Consider the following 18140-nt stretch of genomic DNA (forward strand, 5'->3'; position numbering starts at 1 on the left):
ACTTAAAAGAGGTTACTTAAGTAACCTCTTTTAAGTTTAACAAGAACTACTAGCTATTGCTTTACTTAAAAGAATAAGGTAAAATTATATATGAAAATAATATTTTAGGAGAATTTATGCAACAGTATTTTGTTAATGATAAATTTGATATAAATGCTACATATGTCCTATCGAAAGATGATAGTAATCATATTGTTAGAATTATGAGAAAAAAAATAAATGATAAAATTTACGTTGTTTTTAATGATGAAATCAAATATATTTGTAGTATCATAAACGACAACATAGAAAGTGTTATTGTTAAACCTTACGAAGAGGTAAGTGGTAGTAATGAATTACTGACGAAGATTACAATAGCAATTCCACCATTAAAAAACGATAAGACAGAGTATTTAATACAAAAATTAACGGAGTTAGGTGTTAGTAGCATAGTATTATTTAATTCTGAAAGAAATATTGCAAAAATTAAAAAAGATAAAGTTGAATCTAAATTAAATCGTTGGCAAAAAATAATTAAAGAAGCAGCAGAACAATCAAAACGTAATCTTATACCTGATATTACATATATAGATAGCTTCGAAAAGCTTATAGAATATTCTAAGTCACTAGACTATAGAATGGTAGCTTATGAAAAAGAATCAATAAATGAAGATAACTATAATTTTAAAAAACTTTTAAATGGGCCATTAGAGAATAAATCAGTTATAGCAGTGTTCGGCAGCGAAGGTGGTTTATCAGAAAAAGAAATAAATACTTTAACTTCATCTGAGTTTGATGTTATAAGCTTAGGTAAAAGGATATTAAGGGCTGAAACGGCACCTTTGTATTTCACAAGTTGTGTATCATATTTTAGTGAATTTAAATAAAGGAGTTATGACATGAGTGTTGAATTAAATTTAACAGCAAAAAATATTTATGAAAAAGAATTTAAAAAGAGCAGGGTAAAGGGATATAGTGAAGATGATGTTAATGATTATTTAGATTTAATTATCGAAGACTATATGAAATTAGATAAACTATTAACTCGTATTAAAGAGCTAGAAATAGAAAATCAAAATTTAAAAATAAAAATTGATGCTTTAAAAAATATTACAAAAGATGAAAAACCTAATCAAGTTACAAATCTGGATATATTAAAGAGATTATCTAAATTGGAAATTGCTGTGTTCGGTCCAAATAATAAAGAGAATGAAAACTATTAACGTTTTATAAGGAGATAGTATAAGATGAACATATTACAAATCGTTTCAGGGGGAATAGCTGCATATAAAGCTATTGATTTATCTAGTTCCTTAGTAAAAAAAGGGCATAATGTTAAAGTTGTTTTAACTAGTAATGCACAAAAATTTGTAACAGAATTGCCATTTCAAACTTTAACAAAAAATAGAGTATATACTGATACTTTTATAGAATTAAATGAGAATGAGATTCAGCATATAGACCTGGTAAAATGGGCTGATAAAATAATAGTCGCACCTACGACAGCTAATATCCTTTCTAAATTTGCAAATGGTATTGCTGATGATTTAGCTACATCACTTATGCTGGCAGTAAAAGATTTTTCCAAAGTATATATTGTTCCTGCTATGAATACAGCAATGTACGAAAATCCGATTATTCAAGAAAATATTGCTAAGCTTTCTAAATTAGGCTTCAATTTTATAGAACCCGACAGTGGTTTGCTTGCTTGCGGAGATATTGGACAAGGGAAATTCCCTCAAACTGAAAAAATACTAACAGAGCTGTTTAATAATGATAAGAAAGAGCTTTTAGGAAAAAGAGTTCTAATTACAGCTGGTCCTACAAAAGAATTTATAGATCCATTTAGATGTTTAACTAATCCATCAAGTGGAAAAATGGGAATAGCGATAGCAAATGAAGTAGCAAAACGTGGAGGCGAAGTAATTTTAGTAACCGGAGTAGGAATAAAAGAAAGTCACGAAAACATAAAAGTTAAAAAAATTGTTAGCACACAAGATATGTATGAAGTAGTTAAAGAAAATTATAAAGACTGTGATATTATAATAAAAGCCGCAGCTGTTTCGGATTACACACCTGTAGAAGTTTTTGATAAAAAAGTGAAAAAACAAACTGATGATCTAGCAATTCAATTTAAGCGTACGCGAGATATTTTGAAATATATCGGAGAACACAAAAAAGAAAATCAAATAGTTGTAGGCTTTGCCGCTGAAACAAACGATTTATTAGATTATGCTAAAGAAAAGATTAAGAAGAAGAATTTAGATTATATAGTTGCCAATGATATTTCTAAGCAAGGCATCGGTTTTGGTAGTGATGATAATGAAGTTTATATTATCGCAAAAAATGGAAATATCAAAAAAGTAGAGAAAACTACCAAAGAAAATATAGCAAAGGAATTATTGGATACTATAATATAGTCAATATAAAATAAAATTTTCAAATTAAGAAAGGAGGATAATAAATGTATGCAGAGATTATAGTTGATGTAAATAATCATAATGTTAATCAAAGTTTTTATTATATAATTCCAAAAGAATTTGAAAATGAAGATATAGTAGGCTATCGAGTTGAAGTACCGTTCGGAACAAGAATAGTACAAGGATATGTAACGAATATATTTGAAACATACACAGGAAATGCAGATTTATCAAAGTTTAAATATATTAAAAAATTGAAAGATAACTTTCCAGTTTTTACTAAAGAGATGTTGTTGTTATCTAAAATTATGGCAGAAGAACTTTTTTGTACAAGAATACAAGTGTTGGAAACTATGATACCAACTATTTTTAAAAATAAATATATTGAATACTATGAGTTATTAGATGGAAATAAAACTTTGCTCTTGGATTACAAAAAATATTTCAATGCTGAAGATTTAATTGAAAAGAAAAAATTTGAAAAAATTTTTACTGTTGAGCAAATAGGCTACTTAATATCATTAAAGGCAATAAGACTAATAAGTAAAATTAAAGAAAGAAATAATAAAACTACTGAACGTTATTTAGTTTTAAATGATTTTAAAAATAAGAAATTAACTACTAAACAGAAAATTTTGGTTGATTACCTCTTAATAAATAAAAAAATAAAAATGACTGAAGTTAAACAAAAGCTTAATATAGGAGATGGCGTTATTAGAAAATTAGTTGATAGTAGTATATTGACTGTCACGGAAAAAGAAATTGAAGTTTATATTAATTCTTCAATAAGGACTAATATGAACAATTTAAGTATTTATCAAAAAGATGTATATGATAAAATCTCTCGTAATTTTAATGAAAATAAATTTAATGAGTATTTATTACATGGTGTTACTGGATCAGGTAAAACAGAGATATATATTAGATTAGTTGAGAATATCTTGGCAAAAAATAAAGAAGCCATAGTACTTGTCCCAGAGATAATTTTAACACCACAAATAGAAAAAAAATTTAGAAGTATCTTCGGAGATAATATTGCTGTATTACACTCGCGCTTATCTACTCGTGAGAAATACTATGAGTGGAAAAAAATTCGTGATGGGAAGGTTAAAATTTGTTTAGGAACACGTTCAGCAATTTTTGCCCCTTTTGAAAATCTTGGTTTAATTATTATTGATGAAGAACATGAAAATAGTTATAAACAAACAGATTCTCCTAGATATGATGCAAAAGATATAGCTAAAAAACGTGGGGTATATAATAAATGTAGTGTTGTTTACGCAAGTGCAACTCCATCTATCGATTTATATTATAACTTTGAGCAAAAAAATATCGATAATATACTAACACTTTCTCATAGATTTAATAATAAGTTACCAAAAATTTCTGTTATTCATAACGATAATAAAGAGGAAGTTATTTCTCCAAAATTATTAGAAAAAATACGTGAAAAGCTAGATGCAAAAGAGCAAATTTTATTACTTATTAACAAACGTGGATATACCAATTTTATTCGCTGTTACTCATGCGGACATCTATACAAATGCCCTAACTGCGATATAAGCTTAAATTATCATAAATACGATAATTCATTACATTGTCATTTTTGTGGTTATCATAAAAAAATTTTCAATGTAAAAAAATGTTGCTCTAATCCAGAACTAGTATCAGGAAATTATGGAATACAAAAAGTAGAAGAATACTTACTTGAAAAAATTCCTGAATTAAGAATAATACGTATGGATTCAGATACAACAAGTAGAAAAGGTTCATATGAAAAGCTATTAACTCAATTCAAAGATAATAAAGCCGATTTATTACTAGGAACACAAATGATTTCTAAAGGGTTAGATTTTCCTAATATTACATTAGTAGGAGTATTATCTATCGATGGCCTTATGGCTATTCCAAGCTTTAAAGCAAATGAAAAACTCTTTCAATTATTAGTTCAAACAGCAGGTCGAGCAGGGAGAAGTGATAAAGAAGGGGAGGTAGTCTTCCAAACCAATATATCAAGTAATATTATTGATTATGCCATAAAGCAAAGTTATCCAGATTTTTATAAATATGAGATTAATAGGCGTAAACTCATAAACTATCCACCTTTTTGCAAAATATCATTTATTACTATTAAAGGATACAATGAAACAAAAGTTGAGTACGCTGCGAAGGCTATTTATAATTTTTTAAAAGAAAAAAATAATAAATTAGATATCTTAGGCCCAAATAGAAATGCATTTTACAAAATAAATAATGAATATAAATTTAACATAGTTATAAAGTACCAAGAGGAAGAGTATAAAACACTTTATCCACTTTTAAAATATATAAATAATTATTTTGCAGAGAGTTTTTCTACTGAAAAAATAACGATAACTATTGATAACTTTGCTCAAGATTATATCTAATTAAACAATTATACAAAAGGGTAAGCTAATTTATTAGCTTACTTTTTTATATGCTAAAACACCATAAAAATTTGAAAAAAACGCGGTTTTATCGTATAATATAAAGATATAGATTTATATTATACTGGAGGAAGATTGTGGAAATAGAACAAATTATAAAAGTTTCACAACTTTATGATTTTTACTCTGAATTATTAAGTCAAAAACAAAAACAGTACTTGAATGATTATTTTTTTAATGACTTGTCTCTTACAGAGATTTCGGAAAACTATGAGATATCAAAACAAGCAGTCTCTAATAATATCAAAAGAACAATAATAGAATTAGAACAATTTGAAGAAAAACTAAATTTAATAAAATTAAGTAATGAACGATTATTTTTATTAAATGAAATTAGAAAATTAACTGATAATGAAGAAATTTTAGAGTATATCAATCAGTTAAGTAAATTAGAAAATTAGGAGAGTGTTGTATGGCATTTGAAAATTTATCAGAAAGATTACAAAATACTATTGCAAAATTAACAGGAAAAGGAAAGGTATCTGAAGCTGATGTTAAAGAAATGATGCGAGAAGTTCGTCTTGCATTATTAGAAGCTGATGTCAATTTTAAAGTAGTGAAAGACTTTGTTAAAAAAATAAGTGAACGTGCAGTAGGTACAGAAGTTATGAAATCACTAACTCCTGCTCAACAAATTGTCAAGATTGTTAATGAAGAGTTGGTAGAATTACTTGGTGGCACTAATGTTGAACTTAACCAGGGTGGAAAAATTACAACAACTATGATGGTTGGACTTCAAGGTGCAGGGAAAACTACTACTGCAGGGAAACTTGCGCTTAAAGTTAAAAAAACTATGAAGAAAAAACCGCTTCTTATTGCAGCCGATGTTTATCGTCCTGCTGCTGTTCAACAACTTAAAACTCTTGGAAAACAATTAGACATAGAAGTATTTTACGTTGACAAAGATCCAGTTGACATTGTTAAAGAAGGGCTAGAATTCGCTCGAGAACATTACTATAATTATGTTATTATAGATACTGCAGGTCGTCTTCATATCGATGAACTACTTATGGATGAATTGAAAGATATAAAATCAGCAGTAAATCCAGATGAAATTCTACTTGTTGTGGATGCAATGATAGGGCAAGAAGCTGTCAATATCGCAACATCATTCGATGAACAGTTGGATATTACAGGTCTTGTTCTTACAAAACTTGATGGTGATACTCGTGGTGGAGCAGCATTGTCTATTAAATCAATTACTGGAAAACCTATTAAGTTAGTAGGTATGGGTGAGAAAATGAATGACCTTGAGTTATTCCACCCAGAACGTATGGCATCACGTATTTTAGGTATGGGCGATGTTCTTACGCTGATTGAAAAAGCCCAAGCTAATATCGATGAAGATGAAGCAAAAAAAATGCAAGAAAAGTTACTTAACCAAAGTTTTACATTTGAAGACTTCTTATCACAACTAGAGCAGGTGAAAAAATTAGGTAGCTTTAAAGATATTCTTGGAATGATTCCTGGAATGGGAAAAATGAAAAATATGAATTTGGATGCTGTAGATGAAAAACAATTTGTTTATGTTGAAGCTATCATCAAATCTATGACTATTGAAGAACGTCAAAATCCTGATATTATAAATGTACCACGTCGTAAGCGTATTGCTGCTGGTAGTGGACGCCCAATTAGTGAAGTTCATAAACTTATTAAGCAGTTTGAAGAAATGCGTAAAATGATGAAACAATTTGGTGGTTTAATGAATGATAAATCTAAGAGAAAGGGTCTTGGGAGAATGTTTGGTGGCAAACTTCCATTCTAATGTAATATGAATAATATAGTTTTATTTCAACCAGAAATTCCTGCAAATACAGGGAATATTGCACGTACTTGTGTAGGCACAAATACAAGGTTGCATTTAATAAGGCCATTAGGTTTTTCTATTGATGATAAACACGTTAAACGAGCTGGTTTGGATTATTGGAAACATCTAGACCTAATAGTTTGGGATAGTTTTGATGAGTTTTTGGAAGCAACTAGCGATAAAAACTATTATTTAATAACTAAATTTGGACAAAAAACTTATTCTGATTTTGACTTTTCTAATAAAAACGATGAAGAAATCTATTTTATTTTTGGAAGAGAAACCAAAGGATTACCTAAAGAATTTAGAGAAAAATATAGTGAACAGGCTCTTCGTATCCCTATGAGCGAAAACGTTCGTTCACTTAACTTATCTAATACTGCTGCTTTAATAATATATGAAGCACTTAGGCAACAAAATTTTAGCAAATTAAATTAAGTAATAGGGGTAGTCTATTTAGACGATCCCCTATAAACTTGAAAAACAAGGAGATAATTATGACTTTTGTTGATATTATTGATGACAACAATTTGATTGAAGATACTACGAAAGATATGTTGGTAGAACTTTTAAAATGTGCTGCGAAACATGAAAATATTAACACTGAAATCACCGAAATGTCTTTATCTTTTGTAAGTAAAGAAGAAATTCAAGAGATAAATCGTGATTACAGAGGTAAGGATGTACCTACAGATGTTATATCATTTGCTTTAAACGACGAAATAGAAGATGAAGTTCATATTATAGGATTAGAAGATGAATTTAATTCTATTGGGGATATAATAATATGCGTTGATATTGCTCGTGAACAAGCACAAGAATATAATCATAGCTTTGATCGTGAAATTGGATTTTTAGCAGTTCATGGCTTTTTACATTTATTAGGTTATGATCATATGAATGAAGAAGATGAAAAAGAGATGTTTGATAAACAAGAAGCCATTCTTGAAGAATTTGGATTAAGGAGATAATTATGTTTGATGAACAAATAAAAACCGGGTTTGTCACTATTATTGGTAGACCTAATGCAGGAAAGTCTACATTGTTAAATAATATATTAAAACAAAAAATTGCAATAATGTCTGATAAACCTCAAACTACACGTAACATAATAAATGGAGTATATACCGACCAAGATTCACAAATCGTCTTTATTGATACACCAGGAATACATAAACCTAAACATCGTTTAGGTGATTATATGATGAAGCTTGCTAGTAGTGCTATTCAAGAATCGGAAATAGTTTATCTAATAATCAATGCAGGAGAAAAATTTGGTCCAGGGGATCAACATTTAATTGATATCGTTAAAGAATTAAATGTGCCAACATTTTTATTAATTAATAAAATAGATTTAATTAGTCCAGAAAAATTGATTGAAATTATATCATTTTATAAAGATTTATATGACTTCGTAGAAATCGTTCCTATTTCAGCGTTAAAATCTATTAATGTAGATAATTTATTAAATGTTACTAAAAAATACCTGCAATTAAGCTATAAAATGTATCCAGATGATGTTATTACTGATTCGCCAGAATACTTTGTAATTTCTGAATTTATTAGAGAAAAAGTCCTACAACTTACCAATCAAGAAATACCACATTCTATTGCCGTGATTATAGATAAAATAGAAAAACAAGATGGCAAAAAGAAAAATATTATAGCCACAATTGTTGTAGAGAGAAAATCTCAAAAAGGTATGATTATCGGAAAACAAGGAAAAATGATTAGAGAAATTGGAACACGAGCACGAAAAGATATTGAAGTTTTATTAGGAGAAAAAGTATTTCTTGAACTTTGGGTAAAAGTAATCGATAATTGGCGCTCTAAACCAAACCAAATTCGTGATTTAGGTTACCGAGATGATGTCTTTGACTAATCGAAACTTTATTAAAGGAATAATCATAAAAAAAATAAGATATCGTGATTATCACGAAATACTTCATGTTCTTACTGAACATGGAAAAATAGAAAGTTTTTTTTACGAAAATGTGCATAAAAGCAAAAAAAAAATTAAGGTTAGTACAGCAAGTGAAGTAACTATTAACTTTTTCTCTACAAGTGGTATGAATAAAATAACTAATTTAGAAATAGAAAACACATATCAAAATATAGTCTATGATGTACTGAAAAATAGCTATGTTGCTAATATGCTAGAATGTCTTAATTATAGTATTGATTCCTCATTTAATTTATATAAATTATTAAAACTTGCCTTAACCTCAATTAATAATGATGTGAGCGAAAAAATAGTATGTTGTTATTTTTTTATGCAAATATTAAAAGATCACGGCTTTATATTTAAATATCAAAAGACAGACCATGAGTATGTAGGTTATAGTTTTTTAAAAAACAGTTTTGTTGATAAATTTAATATCGATTATAGTGTTTTTGGTATTAATGATAATCTTGTCAAGCTAACATATTATATAAGTACAAAAAATATAGATTTTTTAGAAGATTTAGAGTTAAGTAACAAAGATTTAATTAAACTTTTTTCTTTCTTTAATCTTTTATTTAAAGAATATATAGGAATCGAAACTAAATCATATAAAAAAATAATGGACCTTGAAGAAATGTTAAGTTCTAAATAGAAAGAGGATTTAAATGAAAAATGCTATAGGCGTATTCGATAGTGGAGTGGGAGGATTAACCGTTGCTAGAGAAATTATGCGACAACTTCCAAATGAAACTATATATTATTTTGGAGATGTAAAGAACTGTCCTTATGGTGATAAAACCAAAGATGAAATTATAAAAAACACAGAAAAAGCTGTTGAATTTCTAATTAACCAAGGAGTTAAAATGATTGTTCTTGCTTGTAATACTGCCACTGCAGCAGCTTTAGAATATTTACAAGATAGATATAACTTGCCGATAATAGGGGTTGTTCAGCCAGGAGCAAGACGTGCGATACAGGCAACAGAAAACAATAATGTTTTAGTATTAGGAACGCAGTTTACAGCAGATTCTAAAGTTTACGATAAAGAAATAAAAAATATTAATTCTGATATAGTTGTTTATGATAAAGCATGCCCAACTTTTTGTCCTTTTATAGAAGCCGAGGGTAATCTAGTAGAAGGTGCTACACAAAAGCTTCTTAAAGACGTATTATTTGATACAAAATTATTAGATATAGACACAGTTGTATTAGGTTGCACTCACTATCCAATTTTAAAAAAAGATATTGAAGAATATTATGGAAACAATATAAAAGTCATATCATCAGGCCATGAAGCAGCTCGCGATGTAAGCACCGTATTAGGTTATGCAAAACTACTTCAAAAGAAATTTAATAAAAGTGAACATAAATTTTTTATTTCAAACGAAAGTGATCATTTTAATAATATTGCATCAAAATGGTTAAACCGCGATATAAGTGCAGAAGTAGTAGATATATAGGAGCAAAGAGAATTATGAAAAATTTAATATTAGCATCAAATAATGCTCATAAAGTTGAAGAAATTAAACAAATTTTAACTAATTATAATATTTTGACATTAAAAGATATTGGTTTTACAGAAGATATTATAGAAGATGGTAGTAGTTTTGAAGAAAACGCACTAATTAAAGCTCGAACCATAGCAGCATTTTCTGGGGAAATAGCTATTGCAGATGATAGTGGCCTTAGTGTTGATAAATTACATGGACGTCCAGGAGTTTATTCAGCACGTTATTCCCCAGAACAAACAGATGAAAAAAATATAGAAAAAGTTCTTGCTGAATTAGCAGGTGAACAATCAAAAGCAAAATTTATTTCAGTTATCGCTATGGTTATGCCAGGAGGTAACGAATTTACATTTAGAGGGGAATGTGAAGGAGAAATCATTTTTGAAAAACGCGGAACCAATGGCTTTGGTTATGATCCTATATTTTATGTTCCTGAATTAAATAAAACATTTGCTGAAATCTCTTCTGATGAAAAAAATGCAATCAGCCATCGAAAAAAATCTTTAGAAAAATTTTCAAAATTTTTGAAAGAGCAAGACAATGAAAACTAAAGTAGTGAGAGATAATTGTATAGCATGTGGAAATTGCACTGCGATTTGTCCTGATATTTATGATTATGATGAAGACGGTATAGCATATTGTCATATTGATAATAATGAAATGACTGAAGAGATTGATGAACAATTTAGAAGTTTAGTGCTAGAGGCACATAATAATTGTCCAACTGAGGCAATTGTCGTAGAAGATTAGTGGAAAGGAGAGCACATTGAGTACAAAAAAGAAAACAAATTCTAAAAAAAAATCAAAAACAAAGAAAAGTATAAATAAAAAAGTATTCCCAAAATTAACAAAAGAAGCCTACCACACAATATTTTTTGTTATAGCAATTGCCATTGTTATTTTTTCTATTCTTCAAATGGGAATTATAGGAAAATTCTTTGATTCATTATTTAAGTATTTATTTGGTAATTTTAGTTATATTATATATTTGATACTTATAGCTGCACCTATTTACTATATAATGAACAAAAAAGTAAATTCTCCAATAATAATTGCTTGTTGCTTACTATTTATTGATTTGTTATTCCAGTTAATTTTGATTGGTAGTAAAAGTATTGATTATGTAAGTTTTGGAGATATTTATAATAATAATGTTCATTATGGTGGAGGATTAATTGCTTACTATCCTGTAAAATTATTAATATATCTATTGTCCTATTATGGTTCACTATTGGTTGTTATATCAGCAATTATTACTCTTATGTTTTTATATTTAAATATAAATCATCGTACTTTTGTTTTAAAAATTAAGTATCATATAACTAACGCCTTTGACAAAAATGTTTATGAAGATTATCGTGAAGAGGATATCTATAACGAGGACTTTGAATTTAATGATAATGATGAAAATTCTAACGAACAACGTTATAATGATATGAAAGAAAAAGATTTAATTGTTGATATTCATGAGTTTAAAGAAGATATTAGCGATATTATAGATGAGCAACAAAAAAGAAAAAGGGTATCTAAAACTACATATGATAATACCAAAGAGTCTGCTAAATTTGATGATAATAGAGATACTTCTTATGATAGTTATAAATTACCGCCTATAACTTTATTGAAAAATCCAACGAAAAAACAAACTATAACTAAAAATGATATTGTAGAAAAATCAAAAATATTGCAAAGTACATTAAATAATTTTGGAATAGAAGTAAAAATAGTAAAAGCTATAGTTGGTCCATCCATAACGCAGTTCCAAATATTGCCGACACCAGGAACTAAAGTAAGTAAAATTGTTAATTTAAGTAATGATATCGCATTAAATCTTGCTGCTAAAGATGTTAGAATTGAAGCACCAATTCCAGGTAAATCTCTAATCGGAATAGAAATTCCTAATAAAGTAAATGAGCTTGTATCTATGAAAGAAGTTTTTATTAATGATAAAGATAATTCTCCGCTATCAGTAGCATTAGGAAAAGATGTTACAGGAGAAGCTATCTTTACAAGAATTGATAAAACTCCACATTTACTGATTGCTGGTTCTACCGGTAGTGGAAAATCTGTCTGTGTTAATACGATTATAACTAGTATCTTACTAAAAAATAAACCCGATAAAGTTAAATTAATAATGATAGATCCAAAAATGGTTGAACTTTCTATATATGATGGTATTCCACACTTATTAACATCTGTTGTTACAGATCCTCTTAAAGCTGCTGATGTTCTTCATAAAGTAGTCCTAGAAATGGAAAATAGATATCGTGAATTTGCTCGAGCTAGAGTTAGAAATATCGAGGGATTTAATAAGATTGCAGCACAAGACCCGGATTATAAGGAATTACCTTATATTGTTGTCATAATTGACGAACTTGCAGACTTAATGATGGTCTCTTCTAAAGAGGTTGAAGAATCTATTGCTCGTATCGCTCAAAAAGCTCGTGCAGCAGGTATTCACATGATTATAGCTACACAAAGACCATCTGTCGATGTTATAACAGGTGTAATAAAAACAAATATTCCATCACGTATTGCATTTGCAGTGAGTTCAAGTGTAGATTCAAGAACAATTTTAGATAAATCAGGTGCTGAAACATTACTAGGAAAAGGTGACATGCTGTATTTATCTGCAGACTCAAGCAAACCTGTACGTATCCAAGGCGCTTTCTTATCTGATGAAGAAGTAGAGAAAGTTGTTGATTTCGTTAAAAGTCAATCAGAAGCACAGTATGACCCTAATATGACCCCAAGTGAAGTTAGTTCGCAAGGAGGAGAATATTTAACTGAGGATGTAGATCCACTATATAAAGAGGTGTTGTTATTTATCGCTAAGACTCAAAAAGCTTCTGCTTCATTATTACAAAGAAGATTTAAGATAGGTTATAACCGTGCTGCTAGAATTATAGATATGCTTGAAGAAGATGGATACATAGGCCCAGTAGACGGAAGTAAACCAAGGAAAGTATTTTTAGAAAAGGAATATACTGAAGATAATATTTAAGTTTACATAACTACAAATATGTAAACTTAAATATATTATTCCTATTTTGAACTAAACTTTATATTGTCCACTTATATACTTTATGATATAATTAATGTATCATAGTTATAGAAATTATAGAATAGAAGGGTTTTTATTTCAGATGAATTTACCAAATAAAATAACGTTATTTAGAACAGTTCTAATTCCTGTATTTATTTTCTTTTTATTGTTTGATATGGGAGATAATACAATAACAATATTAAATGGGCGTCCTATGAAATTGAATATATTTATTGCAGCACTTATTTTTATGTTTGCATCAATTACAGATTTTGTTGATGGTTATCTTGCGAGAAAATATAATTTAATCACTAATATGGGTAAATTTTTAGACCCACTTGCTGATAAACTTTTAGTTGGAAGTGCTTTTATTGTAATGGTTGAACTAGGAATGATGCATAGTTGGATGGTTGTTATTGTTATAGCACGTGAGTTTGCAGTTACTGGACTTAGACTTCTTGCTGTAGAAAAAGGGGAGGTAATCCCTGCTGGTATATTAGGAAAACTAAAGACTATAAGTCAATTATTTGCAATTATATTAATTTTATTAGGTAATCCAGTATTTAATATATGGCATTTTGAACTAGATTATATTTTATTATGGATTTCAGTAATATTAACTATTCTTTCAGGAATAGAATACTTTAAAAACTCGATTCATGTATTTAAATAATTATTAAAAAAGTTAGTGATAGATATATACTTTTCTATCCTAACTTTTTTAATATTAAATAATATAGTTTACATACTTTTAATTATGTAAACTATATTGCTTAATCATCTAATTTATCAATAGATTGTTTAATAATTTTCTTAGATTCATTTATATACAGCATTGATGTATCGCTGTTTGAATGACCCATTTGAGTCATAATAATAGGAATGTTTCCATTGGTTTTAAGAGCGAGTTTGGTTCCATAGCTATGACGTAATTTATGGGGAGACATAGGTACATTAAATGCATCTGTATACTTCATGACAAGTTTTTGAATAGCACGAATTGATAAACCTGTTTTATTTTTGGTAACAAAAACAAAATCCTCGCGCTTTAATGAAAAGGGAAGTGATTGAAAATACTCACTAATTCTCTCTAGTGCAGATTTTGTTATAATAACGGTATCAACTTTATTTCCTTTACGAATTACATTTATTTCACTATTTCGAAAGTCGATATCTTTTACTTTTAAATTAGCAAGTTCATTGACACGAATACCACTTTTTAGAAAAAGGGTGAGTATTGCAAGATCACGGGCCTTGTCTCTCAAGAAAAATGATTTGGCATGTTTAGACAAACTTTGTTCATACTCATTTTCAACAAAGTTTAAAAATTCCTCATCTTGAGAATCAAAAAATATTTTTTCTGATATTTTCTTAGAGCGAGAAGACAATGTTTCTTTTACACGATTAATAGGTATTTTTAACATCACATTACGCTCAAAATACGCATGTCCTTGCTCAGTTTCACTAGTAACAGTTAAAAATTTATATAGTGAACGCATAGCAGCTTTATAATTGTTTATCGTAGTTTGTGATCTATATTTACCATTAACTTCTTCTCGTGAAAGATTTTTAAAATAACTTTCCATTTCTTTTTTAGTTATATTTTCCAGAGTAGAAAGCTTAACATCTTTAATATTTTCAGCACTTGAAATTGTTTCTTGAATAGTCCAAGTCAAAAAGTTTTTATATGTTTCTAAGTATCTATGTAATGTTAATGGAGACAAATTATCATAATGAGTGTCTACAAAATCTTCAATATATTCTGGGAATTCTGGAAGAAGTTTATTTATTTTTTGTTTGTAGTAATCTCGTTGATTCATCGTCATTACAGTATTCTCCTCTATTTATTATTTATACATATAATATGTATTATGCGAACAAATATATTATATCATATACAAGCTTCTCTTTCAAATAAAATAAATTTATTTAATAATATTTAATTTTGACTTTAACCCCTCTTTTAAAAATTTCATAATTTTTTAATTATTGATTTTAGAAAACTTATTTTAACTAATTGTTAATACTACACTTTATTAATTTTAAATTTTCTAATCGAGTATTTCGTTCATATATATACTCCACTTGCAAATTTTTTATATAACCTAGTACTTATCACTTAAATTTTATTTTTCAGTATAGATTTTTAAAATATCAAGAAAAAACAACTCATAAAATCAAATATAAGACGCTTAAAATAATTTTTGGTATAATTATTCAAAATTCAAAACAAAACGCTCAGAAGCCGTTTAAACGTCTAATTTTCTTTTTTTACTAAAAATTACCCATTTTTAGTCACTTTCAAATAACTTTTCAAGAATTTTTATAAAATTTAGATAGAATATTTATAAAATCTCTATTTTATAATTTAGAACCATAAGATAAAGTAAAAAACTACCTAAGTAAAACTTAGATAGTTTAAAGTTCATCGCTTTTAATTATACACGCTCAACTTTTCCAGATTTTAAAGCTCTAGCAGAAACCCAAACTTTTTTAGGTTGTCCGTCTACTAAAATTGTTACTTTTTGTAGATTAGCTTTGAATTTTCTTTTAGATGCGTTCATCGCGTGTGAACGAGTATTTCCTGAACGAGCTTTACGTCCAGTAACGTAACAAACTTTTGCCATGAATTAATCCTCCTTTTGGAAATAGTTTATTCATAACATTTACTACATACACAAGATATAATATAACATACCTTAACATAAATATCAAGCAAAAAAGCTGATAAAATTTGCAAATCTTTAAATAAATGATGTTATGATTAAAATAATACAAAATGCAATTAAAGATGCTATAGTTGTACCTAGAGTCCATGTTTTGAATGTAGTTTTGAAATCTAAATTCAAGTATTGTTTGAATAACCAAAAACCAGGATCATTTACGTGTGAACAAAACATACTTCCTGCAGTTATACTTAACATAATGAATGTTGGAGAGTAGGAAACGATTGGAACAAAGGATTCTGCAATTGCTAATGTTGTTATAGCAGCAACAGTTGCACTTCCTAATGCTATTCTTAGAATAGCTGCTATTACAAAACTTATAACTAATGGAGATAAGTTTAACCCATTAACAATATTAATTATTTCATCTGTTATTTTCGAATCAACTAAAACTTGCTTTAAACCACCAGCTGCACCGTTAATCAAAAGTACCACAGCAATATTCTTGATAGATGAACTTAATATGGGGGTTATCTCAAAGATTTTTTTATCTCTAGATTTCATTAATATAGCAATTGCTACTACTAAACTTATCAACAATGCTGTCACAGGATTACTAATAACGGTCAAAAAAGCTATTGTATTTGGTGATACATTAGGTATATTTAACAATATCGTTGGTAGAGTTATTAAAATAACTGGTAGCAAAATCAATAATATTGAAGATATAGGACTAATTGTTGTATTTTTTATTTCGAATAAGGTTTTATCTATAAATTTCGTTTTTTTCTTTGGTTTTATATCTATTAATTTCGAATTAGTTAACAGTATTCCTCCAATAATCGCTGTTGGAATTGCTACTATAAGACCATATAAAAAGACTTCCCCCATATTCAAATTAAAAGTTCTTACTATAATACTTGGACTTGGATGTGGTGGAAATAGCGCGTGAACAGTAAGAACTCCAATACTTGTCGGAAGAGCTAGATACAGTTTATTTAATTCTAATTCACGAGCAACAGATAAGATTATTGGTATAACCAAAATAAAAGCTACATCAAAAAACAATGAAAAACTAATGCACATACCCGCAACTAATAAACCTAATTGAATTTTACTTACACCAAATAAATTAATTAATTTTTTTGATGCTATATCAACTGCCCCTAGTTCTTCTAAAACTTTTCCAAACATTGCTCCTAAAGCTAATATTAAAGACAAATGACCTAATAATGTCCCGGTCCCCTTCTCTATCGAATCAATCAAATTAGTAGGAGATAATCCTAACAATAATCCCAAAATAACTGCCACTATCAATATTGAAAGAAATGGTTCAAATCGTAATTTAGTAATAAAAAATATTAAAACACTTATTCCTAAAAATACAATAAGAAGTTTATAAGAATATGTACTTAAAAAAATTGTTATTATAAAATATACAATTAAAACTAGGTGAATTAATAATTTATTTACTTTCATGACTCTCTCCTCATAATCTTATCGATTAATTATAACACTGATAAATAAAGTAAGTAAAGATATTAGTTTTATATTCATTTTACAAACTATATTACATTACAAAAATAAAAAATTATTTTTTTAAGATTTTTTATATGCTTTTTATAACCTTGAAAAAAGTTTTTAAAAATGCTATTATAATATTACCGAGGGTTAACTCGGTAATCAACGAGGTGAATTCTATGGTTAAAAAAAGATTAAAAAAAGAAGAAAGAAAAAAAATAATTCAAGATATATCAAAAAATGTATTTTTTAAAAAAGGGTTTGAAAATACTACAATGCAGGATATTGTAACTGCTACAGACATGTCTATTGGTGGTTTATACCATCATTATAAAAATACAACAGAAATATTTCATGATATCATGATACAAGCCAACACTCTTAGAGAAATTGCTATAATACAAAAACTGACTAATAATAAAATTACACTTCAACTACTCTCTTCTATTATTGTAGATAAAATTTTGGCTGACAATGAATTTGTTTCTCTTTATATTATGTTTTTAAAGCAAATAAAAGAAAACGAGCCTTTGAGAGCTCTTAACGAACAATTAAAAACTGAATCAAAAATTAAACTGAACTCTATTTTATCAAAAGCTGATGAATCCATCTGTTATTCTGATGATATGTTTGATATTCTTACCAATATAATAAATTCTTTTCTTTTAGGATGTGAATTATTAGATGCTAGAAAAAATTTTAAAAGTGAACGTAATATCCTTGAAGAAATGATTGAGATTTTACTAAAAAAATATATAAAAATAACTTAAGGGAGAAAAT

Annotated in this window: 19 protein-coding genes; 16 read left to right on the top strand and 3 right to left on the bottom strand. The window is 27.9% G+C overall.

Translation table 11 applies throughout. The features are described 5' to 3' along the window. The first annotated feature begins 116 nt into the window (after positions 1 to 116). From O3802_RS00005 to pgsA, 15 genes are all read left to right on the top strand, one after another. Complete coding sequence (locus O3802_RS00005; protein ID WP_371457765.1) at positions 117 to 866, top strand: RsmE family RNA methyltransferase; 750 nt, start codon at positions 117 to 119, stop codon at positions 864 to 866. Between the two features lie 12 nt (positions 867 to 878). Then, complete coding sequence (locus O3802_RS00010) at positions 879 to 1202, top strand: DivIVA domain-containing protein (protein WP_276767843.1); 324 nt, start codon at positions 879 to 881, stop codon at positions 1200 to 1202. Positions 1203 to 1226: 24 nt separating this feature from the next. Then, a complete protein-coding gene (gene coaBC, locus O3802_RS00015) occupies positions 1227 to 2399 on the top strand; it encodes a bifunctional phosphopantothenoylcysteine decarboxylase/phosphopantothenate--cysteine ligase CoaBC (RefSeq protein WP_371457766.1) in 1173 nt (390 codons plus the stop codon). 44 nt (positions 2400 to 2443) lie between these two features. Next, on the top strand, positions 2444 to 4807 hold the full coding sequence (gene priA, locus O3802_RS00020) for a replication restart helicase PriA (RefSeq protein WP_371457767.1): 2364 nt from the start codon (positions 2444 to 2446) through the stop codon (positions 4805 to 4807). A 137-nt stretch (positions 4808 to 4944) separates the two neighbouring features. Further along, positions 4945 to 5268 carry a YlxM family DNA-binding protein gene (ylxM, locus tag O3802_RS00025; protein WP_371457768.1) on the top strand — a complete coding sequence of 108 codons (324 nt, stop codon included), beginning with the start codon at positions 4945 to 4947 and terminating at the stop codon, positions 5266 to 5268. Between the two features lie 11 nt (positions 5269 to 5279). Next, the gene (ffh, locus tag O3802_RS00030; protein ID WP_004632023.1) at positions 5280 to 6632 is read left to right on the top strand and encodes a signal recognition particle protein; all 1353 of its coding nucleotides are present in this window, start codon (positions 5280 to 5282) and stop codon (positions 6630 to 6632) included. Positions 6633 to 6638: 6 nt separating this feature from the next. Beyond that, the gene (gene trmL, locus O3802_RS00035) at positions 6639 to 7112 is read left to right on the top strand and encodes a tRNA (uridine(34)/cytosine(34)/5-carboxymethylaminomethyluridine(34)-2'-O)-methyltransferase TrmL (protein ID WP_371457769.1); all 474 of its coding nucleotides are present in this window, start codon (positions 6639 to 6641) and stop codon (positions 7110 to 7112) included. 59 nt (positions 7113 to 7171) lie between these two features. Next, positions 7172 to 7645 carry an rRNA maturation RNase YbeY gene (gene ybeY / locus O3802_RS00040; protein WP_111743133.1) on the top strand — a complete coding sequence of 158 codons (474 nt, stop codon included), beginning with the start codon at positions 7172 to 7174 and terminating at the stop codon, positions 7643 to 7645. 2 nt (positions 7646 to 7647) lie between these two features. Further along, on the top strand, positions 7648 to 8556 hold the full coding sequence (gene era, locus O3802_RS00045; protein WP_371457770.1) for a GTPase Era: 909 nt from the start codon (positions 7648 to 7650) through the stop codon (positions 8554 to 8556). Further along, a complete protein-coding gene (gene recO / locus O3802_RS00050; RefSeq protein ID WP_371457771.1) occupies positions 8540 to 9271 on the top strand; it encodes a DNA repair protein RecO in 732 nt (243 codons plus the stop codon). The genes era and recO overlap by 17 nt, the downstream gene beginning before the upstream one ends. Before the next feature lie 13 nt (positions 9272 to 9284). Further along, the gene (gene racE / locus O3802_RS00055; protein ID WP_371457772.1) at positions 9285 to 10079 is read left to right on the top strand and encodes a glutamate racemase; all 795 of its coding nucleotides are present in this window, start codon (positions 9285 to 9287) and stop codon (positions 10077 to 10079) included. A 14-nt stretch (positions 10080 to 10093) separates the two neighbouring features. Continuing rightward, a complete protein-coding gene (locus O3802_RS00060; protein ID WP_371457773.1) occupies positions 10094 to 10678 on the top strand; it encodes an XTP/dITP diphosphatase in 585 nt (194 codons plus the stop codon). Beyond that, on the top strand, positions 10668 to 10877 hold the full coding sequence (locus O3802_RS00065) for a ferredoxin (protein ID WP_371457774.1): 210 nt from the start codon (positions 10668 to 10670) through the stop codon (positions 10875 to 10877). Before O3802_RS00060 ends, O3802_RS00065 begins: the two co-directional genes overlap by 11 nt. Before the next feature lie 166 nt (positions 10878 to 11043). Beyond that, positions 11044 to 13131 (top strand): DNA translocase FtsK, encoded by a 2088-nt coding sequence (locus tag O3802_RS00070; protein ID WP_371457961.1) that lies wholly within the window; start codon positions 11044 to 11046, stop codon positions 13129 to 13131. A gap of 142 nt (positions 13132 to 13273) precedes the next feature. Beyond that, positions 13274 to 13846, top strand: coding sequence for a CDP-diacylglycerol--glycerol-3-phosphate 3-phosphatidyltransferase (gene pgsA / locus O3802_RS00075; protein ID WP_371457775.1), 573 nt, complete (start codon positions 13274 to 13276; stop codon positions 13844 to 13846). 100 nt (positions 13847 to 13946) lie between these two features. Here the strand turns inward: pgsA and xerS are convergent, their stop codons facing one another. The 3 genes from xerS to O3802_RS00090 form a co-directional block, all read right to left on the bottom strand. Next, a complete protein-coding gene (gene xerS / locus O3802_RS00080) occupies positions 13947 to 14999 on the bottom strand; it encodes a tyrosine recombinase XerS (protein WP_371457776.1) in 1053 nt (350 codons plus the stop codon). Between the two features lie 612 nt (positions 15000 to 15611). Continuing rightward, entirely contained in the window at positions 15612 to 15800 is a 189-nt protein-coding gene (rpmB, locus tag O3802_RS00085) for a 50S ribosomal protein L28 (protein WP_006365046.1), read from the bottom strand. A 117-nt stretch (positions 15801 to 15917) separates the two neighbouring features. Further along, positions 15918 to 17318 carry a GntP family permease gene (locus O3802_RS00090; protein WP_371457777.1) on the bottom strand — a complete coding sequence of 467 codons (1401 nt, stop codon included), beginning with the start codon at positions 17316 to 17318 and terminating at the stop codon, positions 15918 to 15920. Between the two features lie 221 nt (positions 17319 to 17539). Between O3802_RS00090 and O3802_RS00095 the strand changes: the two genes are divergently transcribed. Next, positions 17540 to 18130, top strand: coding sequence for a TetR/AcrR family transcriptional regulator (locus tag O3802_RS00095; protein WP_371457778.1), 591 nt, complete (start codon positions 17540 to 17542; stop codon positions 18128 to 18130). Positions 18131 to 18140: the final 10 nt, after the last annotated feature.

Source organism: Gemella sp. 27098_8_92, from assembly GCF_041433685.1.
Classification (GTDB): domain Bacteria; phylum Bacillota; class Bacilli; order Staphylococcales; family Gemellaceae; genus Gemella.

Bases quoted from the DNA above. Each gene is read 5' to 3' on its own strand.
- O3802_RS00005 (WP_371457765.1), top strand. From the start codon at position 117: ATGCAACAGTATTTTGTTAATGATAAATTTGATATAAATGCTACATAT.
- O3802_RS00010 (WP_276767843.1), top strand. From the start codon at position 879: ATGAGTGTTGAATTAAATTTAACAGCAAAAAATATTTATGAAAAAGAA.
- coaBC (WP_371457766.1), top strand. From the start codon at position 1,227: ATGAACATATTACAAATCGTTTCAGGGGGAATAGCTGCATATAAAGCT.
- priA (WP_371457767.1), top strand. From the start codon at position 2,444: ATGTATGCAGAGATTATAGTTGATGTAAATAATCATAATGTTAATCAA.
- ffh (WP_004632023.1), top strand. From the start codon at position 5,280: ATGGCATTTGAAAATTTATCAGAAAGATTACAAAATACTATTGCAAAA.
- trmL (WP_371457769.1), top strand. From the start codon at position 6,639: ATGAATAATATAGTTTTATTTCAACCAGAAATTCCTGCAAATACAGGG.
- ybeY (WP_111743133.1), top strand. From the start codon at position 7,172: ATGACTTTTGTTGATATTATTGATGACAACAATTTGATTGAAGATACT.
- era (WP_371457770.1), top strand. From the start codon at position 7,648: ATGTTTGATGAACAAATAAAAACCGGGTTTGTCACTATTATTGGTAGA.
- recO (WP_371457771.1), top strand. From the start codon at position 8,540: ATGATGTCTTTGACTAATCGAAACTTTATTAAAGGAATAATCATAAAA.
- racE (WP_371457772.1), top strand. From the start codon at position 9,285: ATGAAAAATGCTATAGGCGTATTCGATAGTGGAGTGGGAGGATTAACC.
- O3802_RS00060 (WP_371457773.1), top strand. From the start codon at position 10,094: ATGAAAAATTTAATATTAGCATCAAATAATGCTCATAAAGTTGAAGAA.
- O3802_RS00065 (WP_371457774.1), top strand. From the start codon at position 10,668: ATGAAAACTAAAGTAGTGAGAGATAATTGTATAGCATGTGGAAATTGC.
- O3802_RS00070 (WP_371457961.1), top strand. From the start codon at position 11,044: ATGGGAATTATAGGAAAATTCTTTGATTCATTATTTAAGTATTTATTT.
- pgsA (WP_371457775.1), top strand. From the start codon at position 13,274: ATGAATTTACCAAATAAAATAACGTTATTTAGAACAGTTCTAATTCCT.
- xerS (WP_371457776.1), bottom strand. From the start codon at position 14,999: ATGACGATGAATCAACGAGATTACTACAAACAAAAAATAAATAAACTT.
- rpmB (WP_006365046.1), bottom strand. From the start codon at position 15,800: ATGGCAAAAGTTTGTTACGTTACTGGACGTAAAGCTCGTTCAGGAAAT.
- O3802_RS00090 (WP_371457777.1), bottom strand. From the start codon at position 17,318: ATGAAAGTAAATAAATTATTAATTCACCTAGTTTTAATTGTATATTTT.
- O3802_RS00095 (WP_371457778.1), top strand. From the start codon at position 17,540: ATGGTTAAAAAAAGATTAAAAAAAGAAGAAAGAAAAAAAATAATTCAA.